The sequence below is a fragment of the Cellulomonas sp. P4_H12 genome, from assembly GCF_056400905.1.
The window spans coordinates 1-25,131 of record NZ_JBFUKJ010000011.1; the positions used below are offsets into that span (position 1 = coordinate 1).

Annotated in this window: 17 protein-coding genes and 1 rRNA gene; 6 read left to right on the top strand and 12 right to left on the bottom strand. The window is 72.2% G+C overall.

Annotation, left to right across the window (positions count from 1 at the left end; translation table 11 throughout):
• The first annotated feature begins 32 nt into the window (after positions 1-32).
• Positions 33-149, top strand: a 5S ribosomal RNA gene (gene rrf, locus AC1DQC_RS07760).
• 124 nt (positions 150-273) lie between these two features.
• Here rrf and AC1DQC_RS07765 read toward each other — a convergent pair.
• The 4 genes from AC1DQC_RS07765 to AC1DQC_RS07780 form a co-directional block, all read right to left on the bottom strand.
• Complete coding sequence (locus tag AC1DQC_RS07765) at positions 274-717, bottom strand: AAA family ATPase (RefSeq protein WP_477050649.1); 444 nt, start codon at positions 715-717, stop codon at positions 274-276.
• Between the two features lie 76 nt (positions 718-793).
• Entirely contained in the window at positions 794-2,974 is a 2,181-nt protein-coding gene (gene glgB, locus AC1DQC_RS07770) for a 1,4-alpha-glucan branching protein GlgB (protein WP_477050650.1), read from the bottom strand.
• Positions 2,975-3,034: 60 nt separating this feature from the next.
• Complete coding sequence (locus AC1DQC_RS07775; RefSeq protein WP_477050651.1) at positions 3,035-3,886, bottom strand: LacI family DNA-binding transcriptional regulator; 852 nt, start codon at positions 3,884-3,886, stop codon at positions 3,035-3,037.
• A gap of 290 nt (positions 3,887-4,176) precedes the next feature.
• Positions 4,177-6,702 carry a glycoside hydrolase family 2 protein gene (locus tag AC1DQC_RS07780; RefSeq protein ID WP_477050652.1) on the bottom strand — a complete coding sequence of 842 codons (2,526 nt, stop codon included), beginning with the start codon at positions 6,700-6,702 and terminating at the stop codon, positions 4,177-4,179.
• 232 nt (positions 6,703-6,934) lie between these two features.
• On the opposite strand from AC1DQC_RS07780, the gene AC1DQC_RS07785 reads away from it, so the two are divergent.
• Positions 6,935-9,073, top strand: coding sequence for an alpha-galactosidase (locus AC1DQC_RS07785; RefSeq protein WP_477050653.1), 2,139 nt, complete (start codon positions 6,935-6,937; stop codon positions 9,071-9,073).
• Positions 9,074-9,121: 48 nt separating this feature from the next.
• Here the strand turns inward: AC1DQC_RS07785 and AC1DQC_RS07790 are convergent, their stop codons facing one another.
• The 3 genes from AC1DQC_RS07790 to AC1DQC_RS07800 are packed head-to-tail and all read right to left on the bottom strand — an operon-like array spanning position 9,122 to position 12,250.
• Positions 9,122-9,946 carry a carbohydrate ABC transporter permease gene (locus tag AC1DQC_RS07790; RefSeq protein WP_477050654.1) on the bottom strand — a complete coding sequence of 275 codons (825 nt, stop codon included), beginning with the start codon at positions 9,944-9,946 and terminating at the stop codon, positions 9,122-9,124.
• Positions 9,943-10,917: a carbohydrate ABC transporter permease gene (locus AC1DQC_RS07795; protein ID WP_477050655.1), complete on the bottom strand. Its 975-nt coding sequence runs from the start codon at positions 10,915-10,917 to the stop codon at positions 9,943-9,945. Before AC1DQC_RS07795 ends, AC1DQC_RS07790 begins: the two co-directional genes overlap by 4 nt.
• A 7-nt stretch (positions 10,918-10,924) precedes the next feature.
• Positions 10,925-12,250, bottom strand: a complete 1,326-nt coding sequence (locus AC1DQC_RS07800; protein WP_477050656.1) for an ABC transporter substrate-binding protein — start codon at positions 12,248-12,250, stop codon at positions 10,925-10,927.
• A 205-nt stretch (positions 12,251-12,455) separates the two neighbouring features.
• Here AC1DQC_RS07800 and AC1DQC_RS07805 point away from each other — a divergent pair, with 205 nt between their 5' ends.
• Positions 12,456-13,697, top strand: a complete 1,242-nt coding sequence (locus AC1DQC_RS07805) for an ROK family transcriptional regulator (protein WP_477050657.1) — start codon at positions 12,456-12,458, stop codon at positions 13,695-13,697.
• A 3-nt stretch (positions 13,698-13,700) separates the two neighbouring features.
• Here the strand turns inward: AC1DQC_RS07805 and AC1DQC_RS07810 are convergent, their stop codons facing one another.
• The 4 genes from AC1DQC_RS07810 to AC1DQC_RS07825 form a co-directional block, all read right to left on the bottom strand.
• Entirely contained in the window at positions 13,701-14,951 is a 1,251-nt protein-coding gene (locus tag AC1DQC_RS07810) for a maltokinase N-terminal cap-like domain-containing protein (RefSeq protein WP_477050658.1), read from the bottom strand.
• A complete protein-coding gene (treS, locus tag AC1DQC_RS07815) occupies positions 14,948-16,714 on the bottom strand; it encodes a maltose alpha-D-glucosyltransferase (protein ID WP_477050659.1) in 1,767 nt (588 codons plus the stop codon). Before treS ends, AC1DQC_RS07810 begins: the two co-directional genes overlap by 4 nt.
• Positions 16,711-18,732: an alpha-1,4-glucan--maltose-1-phosphate maltosyltransferase gene (locus tag AC1DQC_RS07820; protein WP_477050660.1), complete on the bottom strand. Its 2,022-nt coding sequence runs from the start codon at positions 18,730-18,732 to the stop codon at positions 16,711-16,713. Before AC1DQC_RS07820 ends, treS begins: the two co-directional genes overlap by 4 nt.
• Before the next feature lie 165 nt (positions 18,733-18,897).
• A complete protein-coding gene (locus tag AC1DQC_RS07825; protein WP_477050661.1) occupies positions 18,898-20,550 on the bottom strand; it encodes an FAD-binding dehydrogenase in 1,653 nt (550 codons plus the stop codon).
• 52 nt (positions 20,551-20,602) lie between these two features.
• Between AC1DQC_RS07825 and AC1DQC_RS07830 the strand changes: the two genes are divergently transcribed.
• Positions 20,603-21,028 (top strand): GNAT family N-acetyltransferase, encoded by a 426-nt coding sequence (locus AC1DQC_RS07830; protein ID WP_477050662.1) that lies wholly within the window; start codon positions 20,603-20,605, stop codon positions 21,026-21,028.
• Here AC1DQC_RS07830 and glgX read toward each other — a convergent pair.
• Positions 21,013-23,208: a glycogen debranching protein GlgX gene (gene glgX / locus AC1DQC_RS07835; protein ID WP_477050663.1), complete on the bottom strand. Its 2,196-nt coding sequence runs from the start codon at positions 23,206-23,208 to the stop codon at positions 21,013-21,015. The genes AC1DQC_RS07830 and glgX overlap by 16 nt on opposite strands.
• 122 nt (positions 23,209-23,330) lie before the next feature.
• Here glgX and AC1DQC_RS07840 point away from each other — a divergent pair, with 122 nt between their 5' ends.
• Both AC1DQC_RS07840 and AC1DQC_RS07845 read left to right on the top strand, forming a co-directional pair.
• Positions 23,331-24,119 (top strand): electron transfer flavoprotein subunit beta/FixA family protein, encoded by a 789-nt coding sequence (locus AC1DQC_RS07840; protein ID WP_477050664.1) that lies wholly within the window; start codon positions 23,331-23,333, stop codon positions 24,117-24,119.
• 25 nt (positions 24,120-24,144) lie between these two features.
• Positions 24,145-25,125, top strand: a complete 981-nt coding sequence (locus AC1DQC_RS07845) for an electron transfer flavoprotein subunit alpha/FixB family protein (protein WP_477050665.1) — start codon at positions 24,145-24,147, stop codon at positions 25,123-25,125.
• The last annotated feature ends 6 nt before the right edge of the window (positions 25,126-25,131 follow it).

Consider the following 25,131-nt stretch of genomic DNA (forward strand, 5'->3'; position numbering starts at 1 on the left):
GAACGGGAACCCGTTTGACAACTCGACAACGTTACGGCGGTCATAGCGAAGGGGAAACGCCCGGTCCCATTCCGAACCCGGAAGCTAAGCCCTTCAGCGCCGATGGTACTGCACTCGCCAGGGTGTGGGAGAGTAGGACGCCGCCGGACATCATTCAGGAGAAGCCACCCCTACGGGGGTGGCTTCTTCTGTTTTACGCCACAACACTTTGCGCATTCGAAAGGCCACCTCGTGCGGGTGGCCCTTGTCATTTCTGGACACGGGGAAAAGTCCCTACTGCTGCGCTAGGAGGTCCTCCAGCGTGGTGGCGAGGGCGGCGACGGGTTGGCGGCCGTCCAGCTCGAGGGTGGCGCCGCGTCGGAGGAGCGGTTCGACGGTGTGGAGGTAGTGCGTGATCTCCGCGCGTTGGGCCGGCGATCTCCCGTAGGGGTTCGTGGTGCGGGTCGACACGCGGTGCAGCAGGACCTCGAGTGGGGCGCTGAGCAGGACGACGTGGTCGAACCGGTCGTAGAACACGACCTGGTTCTCGACCGTCCCCGCGATGACGATGTCGTCGTGCTGGGCGAGCAGGCCGGCGATCCGTGGCTCGTCCCACGTACCGTCCGGGAGGACCCAGCCGTCGTCGGTGTCGACGGTCCGATGGCCGCGGGCGGCCAGCTCCTGCAGGAGAGTGGTCTTGCCGGCGCCGGACATCCCCGTGACCAGGATCCTGGGCATGAGGTCGACGGTAGACGACCACGGCGAAGACGACGACGGGGAGCCCGAGGGCTCCCCGTCGCGGTTCAGCCGCCGATCAACCGGCCTCGAAGACCACCACGCCCAGCGGGGGGACGCGGATCGATGCGGAGTACGGACGCCCGTAGTGGGGCTCGGGCAGGGCCTCGATCTCGCCGAGGTTGCCCACGCCGGAGCCACCGTAGGGCTCGGCGTCCGAGTTGTAGATCTCGCGCCACCGGCCGCCGCGGGGAAGCGCCAGGCGGTAGCCCTCGTGGGGGATGCCGGCGAAGTTGACGACGACGGCGACGGGCGGGGCGTTGTAGCCCTTGCGCAGGAACGCCAGGGTGTTGCGGAAGGCGTCGTCGGAGTCGATCCACTCGAACCCGTCCGGCGAGTGGTCGAGCTGCCAGAGGGCCGGCGTCTCCTTGTAGACCCGGTTGAGGTCGGCGACGGAGCGCAAGACGCCCTGGTGGGCGGGGTCGTCGAGCGCGTGCCAGTCGAGCGAGCGCGACTCGGCCCACTCGGTCTGCTGCGCGAACTCGCTGCCCATGAAGAGCAGCTGCTTGCCGGGGTGCGTCCACTGGTAGCCGAGCAGCAGCCGGACGCCCGCGAGCTTCTGCCAGTGGTCGCCGGGCATGCGCTCGTACAGGGATCCCTTGCCGTGCACGACCTCGTCGTGGCTGATGGGCAGGACGAAGCGCTCGGAGTAGGCGTAGACCATCGAGAAGGTGATCTCGTTGTGGTGGTAGCGCCGGTGGACGGGCTCCTCCGCCATGTAGCGCAGGGTGTCGTTCATCCAGCCCATGTTCCACTTCAGCCCGAACCCGAGGCCGTTGTCGTCGGTGGGTGCGGTGACGCCGGGCCACGCGGTCGACTCCTCGGCGATCATCATGATGCCGGGGGTGCGTCGGTACGCCGTGGCGTTGGCCTCCTGCAGGAACGAGATGGCGTCCAGGTTCTCGCGGCCGCCGTACTGGTTGGGCCGCCACTGACCGGCCTTGCGGCTGTAGTCGAGGTAGAGCATCGACGCGACGGCGTCGACACGCAGCCCGTCGATGTGGAACTCCTCCAGCCAGTAGGTGGCGTTGGCGACGAGGAAGTTGCGCACCTCGGAGCGGCCGAAGTTGAAGACGTACGTGCCCCAGTCGGGGTGCTCGCCCAGCAGAGGGTCCGGGTGCTCGTAGAGAGGGGTGCCGTCGAACTGCGCGAGCGACCACTCGTCCTTGGGGAAGTGGGCCGGCACCCAGTCGACGATGACGCCGATGCCGGCGCGGTGCAGGGTGTCGACAAGGTAGCGGAAGTCGTCGGGGTGGCCGAACCTTGAGGTGGGCGCGAAGTAGGAGGACACCTGGTAGCCCCACGAGCCGCCGAACGGGTGCTCGGCCACGGGGAGCATCTCGACGTGGGTGAAGCCGAGCGACGCGACGTGCTCGGTCAGCTGGTGCGCGAGGTCCCGGTAGGACAGGCCGACGCGCCACGAGCCCAGATGGACCTCGTAGACGCTCATGGGTGCCGTGTGCGGGTCGTGGGTGCCGCGGGCCGTGAGCCAGGCGTCGTCGGACCACTGGAAGGTCGACTCGACCACGACGGACGCCGTGGCAGGCGGGATCTCGGTGCCCTGCGCGAGCGGGTCGGCCTTCTGCCGCCAGGACCCGTCGTTGCCGAGGATCTCGAACTTGTACCGGGCGCCGGCCCGGACGTCGGGTGCGAAGACCTCCCAGACGCCGCTGTCGCCCAGCGAGCGCATCGCGTGCGACGCGCCCTGCCAGTAGTTGAAGTCGCCGACCACGCGGACGGCTCGGGCGTTGGGCGCCCAGACGGCGAAGGACGTGCCGACGACGTCGCCGAGCTCGCCGGGGTAGTGGCGGACGTTGGCGCCGAGCACGGTCCACAGCTGCTCGTGGCGGCCCTCGCGGACGAGGTGGCGATCCAGCTCCTGCACGGTGGGCAGGAAGCGGTAGGGGTCGTCGACGACGGAGGCGTGGCCGTCGTAGGTCACCTCGAGGCGGTAGTCGGGCACGTCGGTGCCGGGCAGGACGGCGACCCAGATGCCGTCCTGCTCGTGCCGCGCGGCGACCCGTGAGGTGGAGGTGACGACCACGACGGACTCGGCCAGCGGCCGGAGCGTGCGGACGGTGAGCCCGCCGCCCCCGACGTGCGGGCCGAGGACGTCGTGCGGTGCGTAGGAGGCCCCGTGGGCGACGGTGCGAAGGGTGTCGACGTCGACGGGGACCGGGGACGGTGCGGCCGGGCTCATGCCCCTACCCAACCACCCGGCGGGTGTGCGCGCAGGACGGTCGCCCCGGTGACCTGCATCTCAGGCGTCGGTGGGCGCCGTGGTGGTGGTGCCGCGGGTCACCAGGCGGGGCAGGGGTGCCGTGTACGAGCGGACGGTGCCCGAGGCGAGGAGGTTGAGCACGCAGTCGGCCACCTGGACGCCCATGGCGTGCACGTCGAGGCTCATGGCGGACAAGGCCGGGTGGGACAGGCGGCAGAGGGCCGAGTCGTCCCAGGCCAGCAGCGAGAGGCGCTCGGGCACGGCGACGTCCATCTCGTGCGCGACGCCGAGGCCGGCCACGGCCATGACGTCGTTGTCGTAGATGATCGCCGACGGCGGCGAGCCGCGGCCCAGCAGAGCGCGGGTGGATCGCGTGCCGGACTCCTCGGTGTAGTCGCCCTCGACGACCGTGCCGTGGGCACCCAGCCGGGCGCACTCGCCCGTGAACGCCTCGGTGCGGGCCTGGGTGTGCGCGAGCCCGCGCGGGCCGCTGACCCGCGCGAGCCGGCGGTGTCCCAGACCGACCAGGTGCTGCACGGCGGTGCGCATCGCCTCGGCGTTGTCGATCCACACGTTGGCGAACGGCAGGTCGGGCCGCGGGCCGCCCACGACCACCGTGGGGATGCCGAGCTCGCTCAGCACGCCCAGGCGGGAGTCCTCGAGCGCCACGTTGACGACGACGACGGCGTCGACGAGCTTGCCCTCGCCCCATCGGCGGTAGGTACGGATCTCCGCCTCGTGGTCGGGGACGACGTGCAGGAGCAGCGAGCGGTTCTCGCCCGCCAGGGACTCCTCGATGCCGCCGACGAGCTCCATGAAGAAGGGCTCGAAGCCGAGCATCCGTGCAGGTCGAGCGAGAACCAGGCCGACCGCGTCGAGACCTTGCGTCATGGTCGCGAGCGTACCTGTGGCGCGTGGGCGTTCAGGGTGGCGGTGGGGTGAGGTCATGCGTGACGGCCGGTGGCGGGCGGGGGTTCGGGGTGGCGGTGGGGTGAGGTCATGGGCGACCGCCTGTGGCGCGGGCGGTCCGGGCGGCGGTGAATGAGGTCACGGCGCGACCGCCAGTGACGCGTGGGGCATGAGGTTGCGGCGGGGCGAGGTCATGGACGTTGCCCGGCGGCAGGTGGCCGGTCGCGGTAGGGCACGGCTATGGGCCTCGCCGCGTTGAGCCGGTGCACGGCTCAGGCGGGCGACTCGGAGAGGTCACGTGCGCCGGGCTCGCGCAGGCGCGGGACGACGACGTCGTTGGCGGAGCGGAGGACAGGCGCGCGTGTCAGGTCGGCGGGGTCGAAGGTGCCGCGCGTCCGCACGTGGAAGGACGCCGTGGAGCCCGCGGGGATGTCGACGAGCGCGACGTCGACGAGGGCGTCCGGGTCCAGCCGGTCGACCAGGAGGGTCACATCGCGGGCGAGGGACGTGGCCGTGACGTCCACGCGGTAGCCGTCCTGGACGGGGGTCGCGGAGGCCCGCAGGGGTTCCGGGTCGAGGTCCAGGTCGATGTCCTCGGCCCACGCGTGCACCGTCTGCAGGTCGCCCAGGCGGACGACGAGGACCTCGCGTGCGGGGTTGTCGGGTGTCGCCACGGACGGCGGCAGGCGGAACTGGCCGACCGACCAGGCGCCGACGGCGAGGGCCAGGTCGTCCGCGGCGAGCACGGTGCCGTCGAGCCGCTGGCGCGACAGGTGGACGGTGCCCTGCCAGAGGGCGGCGGTGTCGTTGACGACCGCGAGCACCTCGCGGCCCTCGCGCGGCTGCACGGTGAGCAGACGTGGCGCGTAGGCGGCCTTCAGGGCGTACCAGAGCGGCTTCGGGCGCTCGTCGCCGTCGATGGCGGCCCACGAGGTGACCGGCCAGCAGTCGTTGAGCTGCCAGACGATCGCGCCGGCGGTCCGCGGCCACCACGACCGGTAGTGCTCGATGGCGAAACGCACCGCGCGCGCCTGGTTGAGCTGGGTGGCCCAGTGCCAGTCGGCGAAGTCGTCGGGGACGCCCAGGTGGGGAGCGAGGCCGCGGTCGAGCTTGCCGTTGCCGTCGTCGGCCTTTTGGTGGAGGAGGAACGCCGGGTCGCCCTTGGTCAGCGGGCCGCCGTCGACCGCGTGCACCGCCCGGGTCAGCGTCGCCCACGTCGGCGGCCCCTGGAAGCCGAACTCGGAGCAGAAGCGGGGGACCTCGTCGCCGTAGACGGTGTAGTCGACGCGGTTCCAGACCTCCCACTGGTGGTGGGTGCCGTGGTCGGGGTCGTTCGGGTGGATCTCGGTGAGGGCCGCGCCGGGGGAGTACGGGCTGCCGTCGGAGTAGGGGCGGGTGGGGTCGAGTTCGGCGACGATCCCCGCGAGCAGCTCCGTGGCGTATCGGTAGCCCCAGGTCCGGCCCTCGAGCTCGGTCTGCCAGCCCCAGTCGAGGTAGCCCCAGAGGTTCTCGTTGCCGCCGTTCCAGAGCACCAGCGACGGGTGGGAGGTCAGCCGGGCGACGTGCTCGCGCGCCTCGGCCTCCAGCTCGTCCCAGATCGGCTGCTCCTCCGGGTAGGCCGCGCACGCGAGCAGGAAGTCCTGCCAGACGAGCAGGCCGCGCTCGTCGCAGAGCTCGTAGAAGTCCTCGGACTCGTAGATGCCGCCGCCCCAGACGCGCACGAGGTTGAGGTGGGCGTCGACGGCCTGGTCCAGGCGGTGCGCCAGGCGCTCGCGGGTGATCCGGGTGAGCAGGTGGTCGTCGGGGATCCAGTTGGCGCCCTTGACGAAGACCGGCCGGCCGTTGATGCGGAACGTGAACGCGGTGCCGTCGTCGTCGACGCTGGTGTCGAGCTCGACGGTGCGGAACCCGATGCGGCGGGTCCACGTGTCCAGGGGCTGCTCGGGGTCGGGGCCGAGCAGAGCGACGGCCAGCTCGCTCAGCGGCTGCGCACCGTGGCCGACGGGCCACCACAGGGGCGCGTGGGGGACCTCGAGGGCGAGCTCCGCGGCGGTCGCGCCTGCCGGCACGGGGACCGAGACGTCGGCGCCGGCGACCCGCGCGCGKACGACGAGCGGGACGTCGCCGCCGGGCAKCCCGGAGCGCTCGACGGTCACGTGGACCGTGACGTGCCCGGTGCCGGTCGGGTCGACGGTGATCAGCGGTCGGACCCCGGCGAGGCGGGCGACCGACCAGCGCTCCACGCGGACCGGTCGCCACAGGCCCGCGGTCTGCAGGTCCGGTCCCCAGTCCCAGCCGAACGAGCAGGCCATCTTGCGGACCATGTTGAACGGCTGGTCGTAGGCGAGCGGGCGGGCTCCGAGGCGCGCGGCCTCGGCCTCGGCGTGGGCCAGCGCGGAGGTCAGCAGGACGCGCAGGCGCTGGGTGGTGGGACGCAGCAGGTCGCGGACGTCGAAGCGGTAGGAGCGGTGCTGGTTGGCGGTCCGGCCGATCTCGTGGTCGTCGAACGTGATCGTGGCGACCGTGTCGATGCCGTCGAACACCAGGTCGACGCGCTCGTCGGCCCCCGCCGGGCTCAGGTCGAGGTCCCGCTCGTACGCCCAGTCGGTGCGGCGCATCCACGCGAGGTCCTCCTCGTGGCGGTCGACGTAGGGGTCCGGGATGAGGCCCGCCTCGAGCAGCGCCGTGTGGCTGGTGCCGGGCACGCGAGCGCGGACGCGGCGACCGCGCAGGTCGGCGGGGACGGGGCCGGCGACGGCGGTCAGCGACCAGCCGTCGTACAGGTCCTGGGTGTTCATCGACGAGCTCCTGGGTCCGGGGGTCCGGCGTGTGCCCGCCGCATCCTTACGACGGGCAGCGTCGACGCCTCGGGGAGGGGTCGAACATCCTGCAAGTACCCTGGGTTCATTGTTAGACAACTGAATAAAGTAAGTCAATGAGGCCGGCGCCGGCTCTCTGCACGTACCGTGCAGGGGCTCGACCAGCGCGTCCGACCCCGCAAGACCCGCACCCGATCAGGAGACACCCGCCGTGACCGACAGCGCCACCCCCGACACCCTCGTCCACCTGCGCGCCGCGGGCGTCAGTGTCGTCGTCGACCTCACCGGCGGCACGCTGCCGCGCGTCCTGCACTGGGGGAGCGACCTGGGCGACCTCGATGCGGCCGCGCTGCGCGCCGCGCGGCTCGGCTGGCGTCCGGTGGCCCACGGCTTCCCCGTCGACGGCGAGGTCGAGATCGCCGTGCTGCCGCAGGAGTCGGCGGGCTTCCTGGGCACCCCCGGGCTCGTCGGCAGCCGCGACGGGCAGGACTTCTCGACGAGCTTCGTCGTCCGCGCCCACGACGTCGCCACCACTGATGACGGGACGCAGCGCCTCACGGTCCGGGCGGCCGACGATGACGCACGGCTGAGCCTCGAGCTCGTGCTGGAGCTCACCGCGCAGGGCCTCGTCCGGCAGCGCGCCGTGCTGACGAACGACGCCGACGAGGTCTACGGCGTCGACGGGCTGCTGCTCACGCTGCCGGTGCCGTCGTCGGCGACCGAGCTGCTCGACTTCTCCGGCCGGTGGGCGCGGGAGCGCAGCCCGCAGCGGACGGCGTTCACCCACGGGACCCGGCTGCGCGAGAACCGGCGTGGCCGGACCGGGTACGACTCGCCGTTCGTCCTGGTGGCCGGCACGGCGGGCTTCGCGAACCGCACCGGCGAGGTGTGGGGGCTGCACACGGCGTGGTCGGGCAACCACCGCTCGCTCGCCGAGCGCAGCCACTACCACCACGGCCTGCTGGGCGGCGGGGAGCTGCTCGGGTCCGGTGAGGTGCGGCTGGCCCGCGGCGAGTCGTACACCAGCCCGTGGGTCTTCGGGTCGTGGGGGACCGGGCTCGACGCGCTCGCGGACCGGTTCCACGCCTGGATGCGGGCGCGGCCCCAGCACCCGTCGTCGCCGCGGCCCGTCACGCTCAACACGTGGGAGGCCGTCTACTTCCAGCACGACCTCGGCCGGCTCACGGTGCTGGCCGACGCCGCCGCGGCCGTCGGCGCCGAGCGGTTCGTGCTCGACGACGGCTGGTTCGGCGACCGGCGGGACGACACCCGCGCGCTGGGGGACTGGTACGTCTCGGCGGACGTGTGGCCCGACGGCCTGGACCCGCTGGTCGAGCACGTGACGGGCCTCGGGCTGCAGTTCGGGCTCTGGGTGGAGCCGGAGATGGTCAACGCCGACTCGGACCTGGCCCGCGCGCACCCCGACTGGATCCTGCGCGTCCCGGCGCGGCTGCCCCGCGAGGCGCGGCACCAGCAGGTGCTCGACCTCGCGGTGCCCGAGGCGTACGCGTACATTCTCGAGCGGCTCGACGCGCTGCTCACCGAGTACGCCATCGGGTACCTGAAGTGGGACCACAACCGGGACCTGGTCGACGCCGGGCACGGCGGAGCTCCCGGGGTGCACGGGCAGACGCTCGCGGTGTACCGGCTCCTGGACGAGCTCCGGGCGCTGCACCCGGGCGTGGAGATCGAGTCGTGCTCGTCGGGCGGGGCGCGCGTGGACCTGGAGATCCTGCAGCGGACCGACCGGGTGTGGGCCAGCGACTGCATCGACGCGCTCGAGCGCCAGCAGATCCAGCGGTGGACCAACCTGCTGATCCCGCTGGAGCTGATCGGCGCGCACGTCGGCTCGGGGACCGCGCACAGCACCGGACGCCGGCACGAGCTGTCCTACCGCGCCGCGACCGCGCTCTTCGGCCACCTGGGGATCGAGTGGGACCTCCAGGAGGCCGACGAGCAGCAGCGCGCCGAGCTGGCCGCGTGGATCGCGCTCTACAAGGAGGTGCGCCCGCTGCTCCACTCGGGCGTCTCCGTGCACGCCGACGTGGTCGACCCCGCCGTCGCCGTCCACGGTGTGGTCGCGCAGGACCGCGGGGACGCGCTGTTCGCGATCGCGATGACGGGCCGGTCGACCGCCACCGCCCTGCCGCGCGTCACGCTGCCCGGGCTCGACCCGGACGCGCTGTACGACGTGCGGCCGCAGGCGCCGGGCGACGCGGTCGACCACGCTCCGGCGTGGTGGGTAGGCGAGGGCGTGCGGCTGCCCGGGCGGCTGCTGTCCGAGGTGGGTCTCGAGGCTCCGCTGCAGCTTCCCGAGCGGATCGCGCTGGTCCGGGCGACGCGGGTGTGACCACGGAGGGCGGCCGGACCGGCCGCCCTCCGCTCGTCGGACACCGGCCTACTTCGTCGCGCCCGAGGTGAACCCGTTGTAGATGTACCGCTGCAGGAACAGGAAGAGCACGAGGATCGGGATGATCGTGATCACCACGCACGCGCAGATCGCTTCCCACTGCGAGCCGTACGGCCCCTTGAAGGCGAACAGCGCCGTGGAGATCGGGAGCTTGTCCGGGTCGTTGAGGTACAGGTACGGCAGGAAGAACTCGTTGTAGATGCCGATGCCCTTGATGATGACGACGGTCGCGATCGCGGGCTTGAGGTTGGGCAGGATGATCTGGAAGAAGATCCGCAGGTGGCCAGCGCCCTCGATGGTCGCGGCCTCGTCCAGCGAGCGCGGGATGCTCCGCATGAACTGCACGAAGATGTAGATCGACACGATGTCCGTGCCCATGAACAGCAGGATCAGCGCCCAGCGCGAGCCGTAGAGGCCCAGCCCGTTGATGATCTGGAACGTCGCGACCTGCGTGGTGACGCCCGGGACGAGCGTCGCCAGCAGGAACAGCAGGAGCACCAGGCCGCGCCCCCGGAACCGGAACCGGTCGAGCGCGTAGGCGGTCCCTGCGCCGATGAGGATCGTCCCGGCGATGGCGGCGACGAAGATGATCGCCGTGTTGAAGAACGCCAGCGCCATGCCGCCCTTGGTGAAGGCGAGGACGTAGTTGTCGACGTTGAACCAGTTGTCGGGCGGCTGGAACGGGTTGGTCGACAGGAACTCCTGGTTGGTCTTGAACGACCCGAACAGGATGAGTCCTAGCGGCAGCAGCGTGACGACGGAGGCGACGACGAGGGTGACGTACTTCGCCGTGCTGGTGGCGGCGGTCTTCACGTGAGGTCCACCTCCTCCTCGGGGACGAGCTTGCGCTGGAGCCAGGTGATCAGCAGGACGAGCACGAGCAGCACGACCGCCATCGCGGACGCGAGGCCGACCATGTTCCGCTGGAAGGCCATCCAGACGGTGCGGATGACGAACGTCTCCGTGCCGTTCGACCCGCCCGTCATGACGAACGGGATCTCGAAGACGGACAGCGACCCGGAGATGCCCAGGATGAAGGCCAGCCCGACGATGGGCCGGATCGACGGCAGGATGATCGACCAGAACTCGTGCCACCGGTTCGCGCCGTCGAGCGCCGCCGCCTCGTAGATCTCCGAGTTGATGGACTGGATCGCGCCCAGGAACATCACGAACGTCAGGCCGGTGTACCGCCAGACGGAGACGGCCGCGAGCGAGAAGTTGGCGATGTCCGGGTCGCCCGTCCACTGGTGGACGAGGCTCTCGAGACCGGTCTTCATCAGGACCGTGTCGAGCCCGCCGCCCGGCTTGAGGAAGTTGAGGAAGATCAGGCCGATGGCGACGCCGTTGATGAGGTACGGGAAGAACAGGATGCCCTTCCACATGTTCTTGAAGCGCACCTTGAACGACAGGATCGTCGCGAAGTAGAGCGCCAGCGCCATCTGCACGAACGACCCGACGACGTAGAAGAGCGAGACGTAGAAGACCCGCAGGTTGTCGGGGTCGGTGAAGACCTCGACGTAGTTGTCGAGACCGATGAAGTTCTTCGTCTTGTCGAGCCCGTCCCAGTCCGTCACCGAGTACCAGAACATGTTGACGACGGGCGTGTACGTCAGGAGCAGCAGCAGCCCGACGGGGACGAGCAGGAACAGGTAGGGCGTGAGCCGGCGGTACCACGCGGAGCGGCGGCCCGCCCCACCCGGAACCTTCCGGGTGGGGCGGGCCAGGTCGGGCTCCGCCGCGGCGGCGGCCGTCTGGCCGGTGAAGCTGGAGGACGCGGTCGTCATGGTGACCTCAGGCGCCGGCGTCGGCGCGGCCCTCGGCCCACTTGGCGTTCAGGTCGTCGAAGATCTGCTCCTTGGTGCGGGCACCCGAGCGGGCGTCGTCGACGATCTGCGAGCGGTACTTCGGGTCGGTGGTCACGATGCCCGACGCCGTGTCGATGTCCGCGAACAGCGACTCCTTGCCCTCCGGCGCGGGGTTCATCGTGATGAGCTCGACGCTGTCCATGAAGCCCTTGAGGGCGTCGGGCACGGGGCCGTCGACCAGCGGGGAGAGCCCCACCTGCGACTCCGAGTAGCCCGAGTCGTGGTTGAACCAGTCGATCCACGCACGCGCGGTCGCCTTGTTCTTCGAGTGCACGTTGATGCCGAGGTTGTAGTCGCCGCCGGCCACCGTGTGGAACTTGCCGTCCACCTGCACGGGCGTGGGCATGTACGCGATGTCGGCCGGGTCGGCGCCCGCGTCCTTCGCGGCGGTGGCCATCTGCGGGATGGCCCACGAGCCGAGGACCATCGTGGCGATGTCCCCGACGCCGATCTGGCGCTTGGAGCCCTCCCAGTCCGTGGTGGTCGGGTCCGCCTCGGTGAGGCCCTGGGCGACGGCGTCGTAGATGGTGCCGTCGATGACGCCGTAGTCGGAGTCGTCGGTCCACGGCGTGTCCGTCTGCGCCATCTTGTTCAGCGCGTCCGGGTCGGCCGTGACAGCGCCGCGCCAGCCGTCCCACTGCGAGAGCGGCCAGCCGTCCTTGTAGTTGGTGTACAGCGGGGCGACCGCGACTCCGTTGTCCTTGATCGCCTTGAGGTCGTCGAGGAACTCCTGCGGGGTGGTCGGGAACTCGGTGATCCCGGCGTCCTCCCACACGCGCTTGTTGTAGAGGATGCCCTGCACGTTGCCGACGACCGGGATGCCGTACGACTTGCCCTCGAAGGACTTGTCGTTGAGCCAGTTGTACTCCTTCGACATCTCGGCCAGGTCGCCGAGGGGCTCGAAGAAGTCGCCGAACTGGTCGGGGGTGACGGAACCCGGGATGGCCAGCACGTCGCCGTAGTCGTCGGTGTTCATCCGCGTCTTGACGGTGCCCTCGTAGTCCTTGACGCCCTCGACCTTGACGTCGGTGACCTCGGGGTACTTCTTCTTGAACTCCTCGACGTAGGTGTCGAAGGTGCCGTCCTCGACCAGGTCGGTGCGCCAGGTCAGGACGTTCAGCGTCCCCGAGGGGGTCCCGTCGTCGTTCGCCTCGCCGCCGCCGTCTCCGCTGGAGCACGCGGCCGTGAGGGCGAGGAGCGAGCCGACGGCCGCGGCCGCCATCAGGCGCGTGCGTCGCTTCTGAGGGAACATCGTTGATCCTCTCGTCGTGCCRGCACCTCCGCGTGCCGGCCGGGGTCTGATGAGGCAGGGCGACCCGGAGACCGAGTGGCCTTGCTCCCGTGTGGCATTCTTAGGCAAGTGAACAAAGTAAGTCAACGGGCGTGTCGAGGGAGTCGGCTCCCGTTCCCGGATCGTTATGGTGTGCGACGAGGGGGACACCCACGGAGGAGGACCAGTGAGCGGCTCGCAGCCGGGTCTCGGCGCCGCGCACGCCAGCAGCAGGTCGGCGATCCTCGACCTCATCCGGGCGGCAGGCACGATCAGCCGCGTCGAGCTCACCCGTGCGACCGGCCTGACCGCAGCCACGATCTCGACGGTCGTGCGCCGGCTCATCGACGACGGGCTCGTGATCGAGGTCGGCCGCGCGGAGTCGACGGGCGGCAAGCCCCGGATGCTCCTGCAGCTGGACCCCTCCGCGCGCTACGCCATCGGCGTGCACCTGGACCACGCGGGGATCACCTACGTCATCGCGAACCTGGGCGGCGCGATCGTCGCCCGGTGGCGCCGGCCGGGCGCCGGGTCCGACGACCCGCGCGAGGTGGTCGCCCGCATCGCCGCGGAGATCCGCGCCACCATCACGCGCGTGGGCGTCGACCCCACCCGGATCCTCGGCCTCGGCGTGGTCTCGCCCGGCCCGATCTCGACCTCCACCGGCATGACCCTGACCCCGCCCGTGATGCAGGCGTGGGCGGAGTTCCCGCTCGCCGACGCCCTGGAGGACGCCGTCGGGCTGCCCGTCCTGCTGGACAACGACGCGACCGCGGCGGCGATCGGCGAGTACTGGTCCGGCGGCATCGCGACGGGCTCGGCGTTCGCCGCGCTCTACATGGGCACCGGGATCGGGGCCGGGATCATCGTCGACGGCACGGTGTACCGGGGCTCCAGCTCGAACGCCGGCGAGATCGGCCACATCTGCGTCGACCTCGACGGGCCGCAGTGCTGGTGCGGGAGCGTCGGCTGCGTCGAGGTGCTCGCCGGCCCCGCGGCCGTCGTCGCCGCCGCCCGTGACGCGGGGCTCGAGCTCGCGGGACGGAACGTGGCCGAGAACTTCGGCTCGCTCGCCCGCGCCGCGAGCCGGGGCGAGGCCGTGCCCATGCAGCTGCTGCAGCGGTCGTCGCGGTACCTCGGCGTCGCCGCGCAGACGCTGGCGAACGTGCTCGACCTGGAGCTCGTCATCCTCACCGGCCCCGCGTTCGCGCTCGCGGGCTCCCTGTACCTGCCCGAGATCGAGCGGCGCCTGGGACAGTCGTTCTTCGCGCGCGGGAGCCACCCCGTGCGCGTCACCATCTCGTCCAACGCCCCCGAGGCGGCCGCCGTCGGGGCCGCCGCCCTGGTGCTGCAGAGCGAGCTCGCGCCGCGGCAGGTCGGCGTCCGGATGCCCCTGGAGCTGCCGCTCGAGGTCACCGCCGGCGCCTGAGGCTCAGCCGGCCAGCCGCTCCAGCCCCGCGATCGGGATGGGCAGCCACGACGGGCGGTTCCGCGACTCGTACACGGCCTCGTAGAGCGTCTTGTCGAGCTCGAGCGCGCGCAGCAGGGTCTGGTCGCCCCCGCCGTACCCCCGCAGCAGTCCCGCGCGGGCGTCGGCGATCCACGCCTCCGCATCGGCACCCGTGAGCCCGCCGACGGCGGCGGCGTAGTCGATCGAGCGCAGGAGGCCGGCGACGTCGCGCAGTGCGAGGTCGGGACGGGTGCGCTGCGCGAGGGGTGCCAGCGGCTCGCCCTCGAAGTCCATGATGAACCAGCTGTCGTGCGAGCGGAGGACCTGGCCGAGGTGCAGGTCGCCGTGCACGCGTTGCCGCGGGGGCGCCGACGGCAGCGTCCGCACCTCCGCGACGACCGCCGCGACGCCGTCGGCGAACCGCGCGAGCCCGGGGACCGCCGAGAGCGCCCACGAGAACCGGGACGCGACCGCGCGGGCCACCTCGTCGGGCCCCTGGTCGTCCGCCTCGACGCCGTACGCCCGAACCAGCGCGTCGTGCATCGTGGCGGTGATCGCGCCCAGCGCGTCGGCGAGGGCCGCGAAGGGCTCCCGCCGGCCCGCGTATGCGCACGCGAGCTCGAACCCGTCCTCGGCGGCGTCGACGAAGGCGGCGAGGACCCCGAGGTAGCCCGTCACCGGTTCCCCGTCCGGGCCCGGCCACTCGCCCTGCAACCACGCCAGCGGCGCGGGGACGTTCGCCCAGCCCACGTCGACCAAGTGGCGCGGGACGTCGACGTCGGGGTTCTCGCCCGGCGCGACCGCACGCAGGACCTTGAGGATGCCCGGCCGGGCGCCGGGCAGGATCACGGACGTGTTGGACTGCTCGCCGGAGATCGCCCGGGCCAGCGCGACCTCGACGTCGGCCCCCGGACCGTCGGCGGCGGCCAGCCATGCGCTCAGGAACGCGGGGTGGGCGGCGCCGTCCAGCACGCTCCGGCCGTCCAGGTCGCCGAGCGTGTCCGGCGCCGGGCCGTCGGTCAGCACGAGCGGCACCTGCAGGAGGGCGTCGATGGAACCCGCCCGCGCCCGGACCAGGAGGACCGTCACGTCCGGGGCCAGCGCGAAGGACGCGACCGCCGACAGCTCCGCGGCCTGGCCCTTGGCGGGGAACCAGCGCTTCGTCGGCAGCCACTCGCGGACGACCTCGAGCAGGCGCGCGTCGTCGGGGGTGGTGCGGGCGACCAGGCTCACGGGGCGGTCAGCTCCAGCCAGTAGAAGTCGCGCGACCCGAGCGTGAACGAGGCGGACCCGTCGGCGCCGATGGGCGCGAACGGTGCGCCGCCGAACACGTCGCGCGTGGTCCAGCCGGCCCGGTCCGGCAGGTGCACCGTCGCGGCGCGCGCGGTCGAGGCCATGTTGGCGACGACCAGGACCACCTCGTCGGCCGTGTGCCGGCAGAACGCGAGGACCGACTCGTTGTCGCACGCCAGGACCTCGAACTCGCCGGCCCCGAGCGCGGGATGCTGCCGCCTGACGGCGAGCATTCCGTGCACCCAGTGCAGCAGCGACGTCGGCTGCGCGAGCTGGGTCTCCACGTTGGTGTGGCTGTAGTGGTGCACCAGGGACTGGACCAGCGGGAGGTACAGCTTGCCCGGGTCCGCCGTGGAGAAGCCCGCGTTGCGGTCGGGGGTCCACTGCATCGGCGTGCGCACGGCGTCGCGGTCGGGCAGCCAGATGTTGTCGCCCATGCCGATCTCGTCGCCGTAGTACAGGCACGGGCTGCCGGGCAGCGACAGCAGGAGCGCGTGCGCGAGCTCGATCTCCTTGCGCGAGTTGTCCAGCAGCGGGGCGAGGCGGCGACGGATGCCGACGTTCGCGCGCATGCGCGAGTCGGGCGCGTACCACCCGTACATGGACGCGCGCTCCTCGGTCGAGACCATCTCGAGCGTGAGCTCGTCGTGGTTGCGCAGGAACGTGCTCCACTGGGCGCCGTTGTTCGGGATCGGCGGCGTGTCGGCCAGGATGTCGATGATCTGCGTGGCCCGCTGGTCGCGGATCGAGTAGTAGATGCGCGGCATCACCGGGAAGTGGAAGCACATGTGGCACTCCGGCTCCTCCTCGGTGCCGAAGTAGTGCACGACGTCCTCGGGCCACTGGTTGGCCTCCGCCAGCATGATGCGGCCCGGGAACTCGTCGTCGATCATCTTGCGGACCTTGCGCAGGAACGCGTGCGTCTCGGGGAGGTTCTCGCAGTTGGTCCCCTCGGCCTCGAACAGGTACGGCACGGCGTCGAGCCGGAAGCCGTCCACGCCGATGCCCAGCCAGTAGCGACCCACGTCGAGCATGGCCTCGACCACGCGGGGGTTCTCGAAGTTGAGGTCGGGCTGGTGGCCGAAGAAGCGGTGCCAGAAGAACTGCCGCCGCACGGGATCGAAGGTCCAGTTGGACGTCTCGGTGTCGACGAAGATGATGCGCGCGTCCTGGTAGCGCGTGTTGTCGTCGCTCCACACGTAGAAGTCGCCGTACGGGCCCTCGGGGTCGGACCGCGACGCCTGGAACCACGGGTGCTGGTCGCTGGTGTGGTTCATCACCAGGTCGACGACGATCCGCATCCCGCGCGCGTGCACCTGCTCGATGAGCTCGGTGAAGTCGGCCATGGTGCCGTACTGGCCCGCGATGGCGGTGTAGTCGGCGACGTCGTAGCCGCCGTCGCGCAGCGGGCTGGGGTAGAACGGCGGCAGCCACAGGCAGTCGATGCCCAGCCACTGCAGGTAGTCGAGCCGGTCGATCAGGCCGCGCAGGTCGCCGCTGCCCTGTCCGGAGCTGTCGGAGAAGGTGCGGAGCATGACCTCGTAGAACACCGCCGTGCGGTACCACTCCGGGTCGTCGACCAGCCCCGGAGCCGTCGGCGTGGGGTGCGGCAGCGTCGGCTGGCGTCGCTCGGGCAGCACGATCTGCGCCGTCGTCGGCGCAGGTTCGCGCGCGTGGCGGCCGGTGGTGGGGCTCTCGGTCACGGCGCCACCAGGTGCACGACGTGCGCCGCCCGCAGCGCGGGCTCGAGCTTGACGTAGACGGACGAGCCCCACTCGTAGGTCTCGTCGGACAGGATGTCGTGCGCCACGACCGGCCTGCTCGGGTCGAGCCCGTAGGCGTGCAGGTCGAGCTGCACCGAGCCCTCGCGCGCGTTCCAGGGGTCCAGGTTGACGATGACCACGATCGTGTCGGCCCGGCCCGTCGGGGAGTGCTCGGCGTCCAGGTGCTTGGAGAAGGCGACGAGGGCGTCGTCCGAGGTCGGCAGCACGCGCAGGTTCCGCAGCTGCTGCAGCGCGGGGTGCGTGTGCCGGAGCTCGTTGAGCCGGCCGAGCAGCAGGTTGATCCCGATCGCGTCGGCCTTGGACCAGTCGCGCGGCTTGAACTCGTACTTCTCGTTGTCGATCTGCTCGTCGACGCCCGGCCGCGGCACGTCCTCGACCAGCTCGTAGCCCGAGTAGATGCCCCAGGTCGGGGCGCCGAGCGCGGCCAGCACCGCCCGGACCGCGAAGCCGCGGACGCCCGTGGCCTGCAGGTACGGCGGCAGGATGTCGTGGGTCGTCGGCCAGAACGCGGGCCGCATCCACGCGCCCTGCTCGCCGGAGACCTCCGCCAGGTACTCGGTGATCTCGGCCTTGGTGTTGCGCCAGGTGAAGTACGTGTACGACTGGTGGAAGCCGATCTTGGCGAGGGTCTGCATCATGGCCGGCCGCGTGAACGCCTCGGACAGGAAGATGACCTCGGGGTGGTCGGCGCGCACCGACTGCAGGATCCGGGCCCAGAAGTCGAGCGGCTTGGTGTGCGGGTTGTCGACACGGAAGAGCGTCACGCCGTGGTCGATCCACACCTGCAGGACCCGGCGGATCTCGGCGTAGATCCCCTCGGGGTCGTTGTCGAAGTTCAGCGGGTAGATGTCCTGGTACTTCTTCGGCGGGTTCTCGGCGTACGCGATGGTGCCGTCCGCGCGCGTGGTGAACCACTCCGGGTGCGCCGTCACCCACGGGTGGTCCGGCGAGCACTGCAGCGCGATGTCGATCGCGACCTCCATGCCGAGCGCGCGCGACGCGGCGACGAAGCGGTCGAAGTCGGCGAACGTGCCGAGTGTCGGCTCGATCGCGTCGTGGCCGCCCGCGGGCGAGCCGATCGCGTACGGGGAGCCCGGGTCGCCCTGGTCGGCGTAGAGGGAGTTGTTGCGGCCCTTGCGGTACGTCGAGCCGATCGGGTGCACCGGGGTCAGGTACACCACGTCGAAGCCCATCCCGGCGATGCGCGGCAGGTCCTCGGCCGCCGTGCGCAGCGTGCCGGACACCCACTGCCCGATCTCGGGGTCGTACTTCGCGCCCTGGGAGCGCGGGAACAGCTCGTACCAGGCGCCCGCCAGCGCGAGGGGCCGGTCGACGATCAGCGGATAGGCGGTCGACCGGGTGAGCGCGTCGCGCAGCGGCGCCTGCGCCAGCGCCGCGTGCACCGCGGCGGACAGCCCCGCCGAGAGCCGCTGGTGCGGGGTGTCGCGGACGTCGCGCAGCGCCTCCACCGCGTCCAGGAGCACCCGGGCGGCCTCCTGCGGCATCGCATCCGTGCCCGTGCGTCGGGCGGCCCGCTCGAGCAGCAGCGCGCCCTCGGTGAGCATGAGCTCGACGTCGACGCCCGCCTCGACCTTGATCTCCGCGTCGTGCGCCCACGTGCCGTACGGGTCCGACCAGCCCTCGACCCGGAACGTCCAGTCGCCCGTGCTCGTCGGCACCAGGCGGGCCTCGAAGCGGTCCAGTCCGGGAGCGATGTCGACCATGCGCGCGCTGGCCACGTCCACGCCCGACGGGTCCGTGAGCACCGCCGTGGCGCCCACGGCGTCGTGCCCCTCGCGGAACACGGTGGCCCGGATCGGCACGGCCTCGCCGACGACGGCCTTGGCGGGGAACCGCCCGGCCTCGGCGACGGGGGAGACGTCCACGATCGGGATGCGGCCGACGGGGATGCCGAGCGGCGCGGGGGGAGTCGTCACGCTCCCGAACCTATCCGTAGGTCCAGGTCGGGGGCATCCGGAGCGCGCCGCGAGAACGAGGTGAGCACGGTCACGCCGCGCGGCGGTCGTCGGCACAGTGCGCGCCGCTGGATCGAGGTGACCACGGTCACGGCCGTGCGGCGGTCGTCGGGACGCTGTGCGCCCTCAGTCCTCCGAGCCGAGGGCGCGGCCGACGGTCCGACCCGTGAAGAGGCAGCCGCCGAGGAACGTGCCCTCCAGCGCGCGGTGGCCGTGCACGCCGCCCCCACCGAACCCGGAGGCCTCGCCGACAGCCCACAGGCCGGGCAGCACCTGGCCGTCGGGTCGCAGCACGCGGCCCTCGAGGTCGGTGTGCAGGCCGCCGAGCGTCTTGCGCGTGAGCACCGAGAGGCGGACCGCGAGCAGCGGCCCGTGCTCGGGGTCGAGCAGGCGGTGCGGCTTGGCCACGCGGATGAGCTTGTCGACGATGTACCGGCGGGCCATCGCGGTCGCGACGACCTGCAGGTCCTTGCCCAGGCCGGTCTCGACCTGCCGGTCGCGGGCGACGATGGTGCGCTCGAGGGCGTCGGCGTCGATGCGGTCGGAGCCGGACAGGGCGTTCATCTTGGCGGCCAGCTCGGCGGGCGTGTCCGCCCAGAGGAACTCGTCGGACTTCTCCGCGAACGACTCGACGGGCCCGACCGCCCCCGGCTTCACGCGCTCGAGCAGGAGCTTCATGTCCTTGCCCGTGAGGTCCGGGTTCTGCTCCGAGCCGGACAGCGCGAACTCGGAGCCGAGGATCGTCTTGTCCAGCACGAACCAGGAGTGGTCGTCGCCGCGGGACGTGATGTGCTGGAGGGCGCCGAGCGAGTCGAAGCCCGGGAACAGCGGGACCGGGAGGCGGTTGCCGTCGGCGTCGAGCCACAGGCTGCTGGGCCCGGGCAGGATCCGGATGCCGTGCTGCGACCACACCGGCGAGTGGTTGGTGATGCCCTCGGGGTAGTGCCACATGCGGTCCTCGTGCACGACGGCCGCCCCCGAGGCCTTCGCTGCGGCGATGCCGGAGCCGTCGACGTGGTCCGGCACACCGGAGAGCATGCGCTGGGGGAGTCGGCCGGCGCTCGCGGGCCACGTGCTGCGGACGAGGTCGTGGTTGGCGCCGATGCCGCCGGTCGCGACGACGACGGCGCGGGCGCTGATCTCGAACGACTCCTGGACGGCGCGCGAGCTCGGCACGGCTCGCTCCGCCGTGTCTGGGACGAGGACGTCGCCCCGGACCCCCGTCACGCGGCCGTCCGTCGACACCAGCTCGGTCACCCGGTGGCGGAACCGCACGTCGACGAGGCCGTCGCGGCGCGCGTCGAGGAGGCTGCGGACGAACGGCTCGAGGATGCCCGGGCCGGTGCCCCAGGTGACGTGGAACCGGGGCACCGAGTTCCCGTGGCCCTCAGCGAGGTACCCGCCGCGCTCGGCCCACTGGACGAGCGGGAACCAGCGCACGCCCTTCGCGTACAGCCATGGCCGCAGGTCGCCGGCGGCGAAGTCGACGAACCCCTCCGCCCACGCGCGGCCCCAGCGGTCGGAGCCGTCGGTGGAGAAGTCGGCGGACCCCATCCAGTCGGCGAGCGCGAGCTCCGCGGAGTCCTTGACGCCGAGGCGTCGCTGCTCGGGCGAGTCGACGAGGAACAGGCCGCCGAACGACCAGAAGGCCTGGCCGCCCAGGCTCGCGGCCGGCTCGGCGTCGAGCAGCGTGACCCGGCGACCTGCGGCGACCAGCTCGGCGGTGGCGACCAGGCCCGCGAGGCCGGCGCCGACGACCACGACATCGGAGTGCGTCATGGCTCGTACCGTACGCGTCTGGACGCCTGTCCAGAACTCTACGATCCGTGTCGTGAGCTATGAGCTGAGCGACTCCACCGACCGTCTCGACCGCGACGCGATCTGGCGCCTGCTCTCGACCGAGGCGTACTGGGGCCTGTGGCGCAGCCGCGACGACGTCGAGCGGCAGATCGACAGCGCGTGGCGCGTGGTCGGTATCTACGTCGAGGGCACGGGCGAGCAGGTCGGTTTCGCGCGCGCGGTCTCCGATGGCGTGGACTTCGCCTACCTGGCCGACGTGATCATCGACCCCGCCCACCGCGGGGACGGGCTCGGCCGGCGGCTCCTGGCCGCGATGATCGACGACGGACCGGGCGCGGCGTTCCGCTGGACCCTCTTCACGCGCGACGCCCACGGCCTGTACCGCGACTACGGGTTCGACGAGCCGGGGCCGACGGCGATGGTCCGGCCGAGCAGGAACGCTCAGGCGAGCACGTAGACCCGCATGCTGAGCGCCTCGACCACGGTCGCCTCGCCCGGCTCCGCGTGCAGGCCGCCCTCGATCGCCGCGGCCCGCTCCTCCGCGGGGCTCTCCCAGACCGAGTCCCACGCGAGACGCCACCGGCCGCCGTGGTCGTCGGCCAGGACCAGGTGCACCGCGTCGAGCGAGCCGTTGATGACCAGCAGCACGGTGTCCTGCTCGGGCGGCGGCGCCGTGCGGACCATCTGGAGCGTGCGGATCGACGGGTCGTGCCAGCGGTCGTGGTCGAACGGCAGCCCGAGCGCGTCGAACCAGGCGAGGTCCGGGCGCCGCCCGGGCACGTACGGCCTGCCCGAGTAGAACCGCTCGGTGCGCAGCGCCGGGTGCTCGCGGCGCAGCAGCAGCAGCCAGCGTGCGGTCGCCAGCAGGTCCTTGCGCCAGGGCGACAGGTCCCAGCGCAGCCACGAGAGCTCGTTGTCCTGGCAGTACGCGTTGTTGTTGCCCTGCTGGGTCCGGCCCATCTCGTCGCCCGCGGTGATCATCGGCGTGCCCGCCGCGAGCACCAGCGTGGCGAACAGGTTGCGGATCGATCGGCGGCGCAGCGGCACGATGTCGACGGCGGGGGAGTCCTGGTCGACCGATCCCTCGACGCCGTGGTTCCACGAGCGGTTGTCGTCGCTGCCGTCGCGGTTGTGCTCGCCGTTGGCCGCGTTGTGCTTGTGGTCGTAGGCCACCAGGTCCGCCAGCGTGAAGCCGTCGTGCGCGGTGATGTAGTTGACGGACGAGCCCGGCCCGCGCACCAGCGGCGGGTCGCTGTGCCCGAACAGGTCGACCGACCCGGAGAGCCGTGTCGCCAGGTCGCGCACGCGGTGACCGGGCAGGCCGTGCGCGGCGCGGCCCGGGTCGGCGAGCCAGAACGACCGGGCGGCGTTGCGGAACCGGTCGTTCCACTCCGCGAACGGGACGGGGAACTGCCCGGTGCGCCAGCCGCCGGGGCCGACGTCCCACGGCTCGGCGACGAGCTTGAGGCCGTGCAGCGCGGGCTCGGTCGCGATCGCGACGAGCGCGGGGTGGTCGGGCGAGAAGCCACCCGGGTCGCGCCCGAGCGTCACCGCGAGGTCGAACCGGAAGCCGTCGACGCCGACCACGTCCGCCCAGTAGCGCAGCGAGTCCAGCGTCATGCGGACCACCTCGGTCCGACGGAAGTCGAGCGTGTTGCCGGTGCCGGTCACGTCGGCCAGCGCGGCCGGTGCGCCGCCGTCGTGCGCGTAGTAGACGGAGCTGTCCAGCCCGCGCCACGACAGGTGCTGCCCGGGCAGGCCGCCCTCGCACGTGTGGTTGTAGACGACGTCGAGCAGGACCTCGAGGCCCGCCTCGTGCAGCGCGTGCACCGCGGTGCGCAGCTCCGCCAGGACCGCGCCCGGACCCTGCGCCCGGGCCGCCGCCGTCGCGTACGCCGCGTGCGGGGCGAAGAACCCGAGCGTGCTGTAGCCCCAGTAGTTGCTCAGGCCCTTTTCGACGAGGTGCGGCTCGTCGGCGTAGGCGTGCACCGGGAGCAGCTCGACCGCGGTGATCCCCAGCCCGAGCAGGTGGTCGACGACGGACGGGTGCGCGAGGCCCGCGTACGTGCCGCGCAGCTCCGGGGGCAGCTTGTCCGCCAGCAGGGTCAGGCCGCGCACGTGCGCCTCGTAGATCACGGTCTGCGACCACGGCGTCCACGGCCGGTTCGTCGTGGGGTCGGGACCCGGCAGGTCGCGGGTGTCGACGACGACCGAGTACGGGACGTGGCCGGCCGAGTCGCGCGGGTCGGCCGGGCCGTAGGGGTCGCCGACCAGGTCCGGGCCGACGCGGTGGCCGTAGGTGTGCGGGGTGTGCGCGACCTCGCCGTCGAGCCCGCGGGCGTAGGGGTCGACGAGCAGCTTGGCGGGGTTGTAGCGGTGGCCCGCGGACGGGTCCCACGAGCCGTGCGCGCGGAAGCCGTAGCGCTGACCGGGGGCGACGCCGGGCACGCACGCGCTGAACACGCCGTGCACKGGCCCCTGCAGCGGGATCCGACGCTCGTCCCGGTAGCCGGGGCCGTCGAACAGGCACAGGTCGACACCGGTGGCGTGCGCCGCGAAGACCGCGACGTCGACGCCCTCGTCGGTGACGTGCACGCCGAGGCGGGGCGCGCGCCGGCGGGGAGAGGGCGGGGTCACCCGCACATTGTGCGGGACGCACGCCCACACGTGTCGGGTGGGACCGCCCGGCGAGGACGGCGAACCCCTCCGTGGTGGGACGGCTGTCCGTCCCGGTCCGGGCGGGCGGTAACGTTCCGCGGGTGAGGATCGTCGTCTGCGTGAAGCATGTCCCTGACATCCAGTCCGAGCGGGCCCTCGGCCCCGACGGTCGCGTCGTGCGCGACGGCGGGGACGGCACCATCAACGAGCTGGACGAGAACGCCCTCGAGGCGGCGCTCGCCCTGGTCGAGGCGCACGAGGGCTCCGTGGTCGCGCTGACCGTCGGTCCCGACGACGCCGCCGACGCGGTCCGCCGCGGCCTGCAGCTCGGCGCGGAGGAAGCGGTCCACGTGGTGGACGACGCCATCGCCGGCTCGGACGTCATCGGCACCGCGCGGGTGCTCGCCGCCGCGATCCGGCACCTGGACGCCCAGGAGCACGTCGACCTCGTCGTCACCGGGATGGCCGGCCTCGACGGCCTGACGTCGCTGCTGCCGACCGCGCTCGCGGAGCTCCTCGACCTGCCCGCGCTGCCGCTCGCCGCCGAGCTCACCGTGTCGGACGGCTCGGTGCGGGTGCGCCGCAACCTCGACCACGCGGCCGAGGTGCTCGAGGCGCCGCTGCCGGCGCTGGTGTCCGTCACGGACCAGGCCAACGAGCCGCGCTACCCCAACTTCAAGGGCATCATGGCGGCCCGCAAGAAGCCGATCACCACCCTGACGCTCGCCGACCTCGAGGTGGACGCCGCGCGGGTCGGCTCCGCGGGCGCCCGCACCGAGGTGCTCGAGGCCGCCGCCCGTCCGCCCCGCGACAACCGCGTGCTGGTCCAGGACACGGGGGACGCCGGCATCCGGCTCGCCGCGTACCTCGTCGACAACCAGCTCGTCTGACCTCCTGACCGAAGGATTCGCTGCCGTGACTGCTCCCGTGCTCGTGCTCGTCGACCACACCGAGGCCGGTGCCGTCCGTGCGCCGGTGCGTGAGCTGCTCACCCTCGCGCGCGGGCTGGCCGGATCGTCCGGCGTGCACGCCGCGTGGGCCGTCGACGGCGTGGAGCCGTCGGCCGAGGTGGTCGCCGAGCTGGCCGCCCTCGGCGCCACCCACGTGCACCGCGTCGTCGCCGACGCGGACCTGCACCTGTCCGCCGTCCTGGCGGAGGCGCTCGGTTCGCTGCTGGACGCGACGGGCGCCGGCCTGCTGCTCACGGTCTCGTCGTTCGAGAACAAGGAGGTCGCCGCGCGGCTCGCGGTGAGCACCGGCGCGGGCGTCGTCACGGACGCCGACGGGCTCGCGCTCGTCGACGGCCAGTACGTCGCCACCAAGACGGTCTTCGCCGGCACCTGGACCACGGCCTGCGCCGTCACCGCCCCGCTGGCCATCGTGACGGTGAAGCCGAACTCGGTGCAGCCCTCGACCGTGGACGGCGTCGTCCCGCAGGTGGGCGAGCACGTGGCCACGGTCAGCGACAAGGCGCGCCGGGTCACGCTGGTCGAGCGCACGGAGCGGCCCGCGAGCGGCCGCCCGGACCTCGGCAGCGCCAGCATCGTCGTCGCCGGCGGTCGCGGCACCGAGGGCGACTTCTCGGTGGTCGAGGAGCTGGCCGACGTGCTCGGCGGTGCCGTGGGCGCCACGCGCGTGGCCACCGACGAGGGCTGGATCGGGCACGACGCGCAGATCGGCCAGACCGGCGTCACCATCGCGCCGCGCCTCTACGTCGGAGTCGGTGTCTCCGGCGCGGTCCACCACCGCGGCGGCATGCAGGCGTCCGGCACCATCGTCGCCGTGAACTCCGACCCGGACGCGCCGATCTTCGAGATCGCGGACTTCGGCGTCGTCGGCGACCTGTTCACCGTCCTGCCGCAGACCGTCGCGGAGATCCGCCGCCTGAAGGGCTGAGGTTCC

Excerpts from the sequence above, each read along its gene's own strand:
- AC1DQC_RS07825 (WP_477050661.1), bottom strand. The coding sequence starts at position 20,550 with ATGACGCACTCCGATGTCGTGGTCGTCGGCGCCGGCCTCGCGGGCCTG.
- AC1DQC_RS07765 (WP_477050649.1), bottom strand. The coding sequence starts at position 717 with ATGCCCAGGATCCTGGTCACGGGGATGTCCGGCGCCGGCAAGACCACT.
- AC1DQC_RS07800 (WP_477050656.1), bottom strand. The coding sequence starts at position 12,250 with ATGTTCCCTCAGAAGCGACGCACGCGCCTGATGGCGGCCGCGGCCGTC.
- AC1DQC_RS07795 (WP_477050655.1), bottom strand. The coding sequence starts at position 10,917 with ATGACGACCGCGTCCTCCAGCTTCACCGGCCAGACGGCCGCCGCCGCG.
- glgB (WP_477050650.1), bottom strand. The coding sequence starts at position 2,974 with ATGAGCCCGGCCGCACCGTCCCCGGTCCCCGTCGACGTCGACACCCTT.
- AC1DQC_RS07775 (WP_477050651.1), bottom strand. The coding sequence starts at position 3,886 with ATGACGCAAGGTCTCGACGCGGTCGGCCTGGTTCTCGCTCGACCTGCA.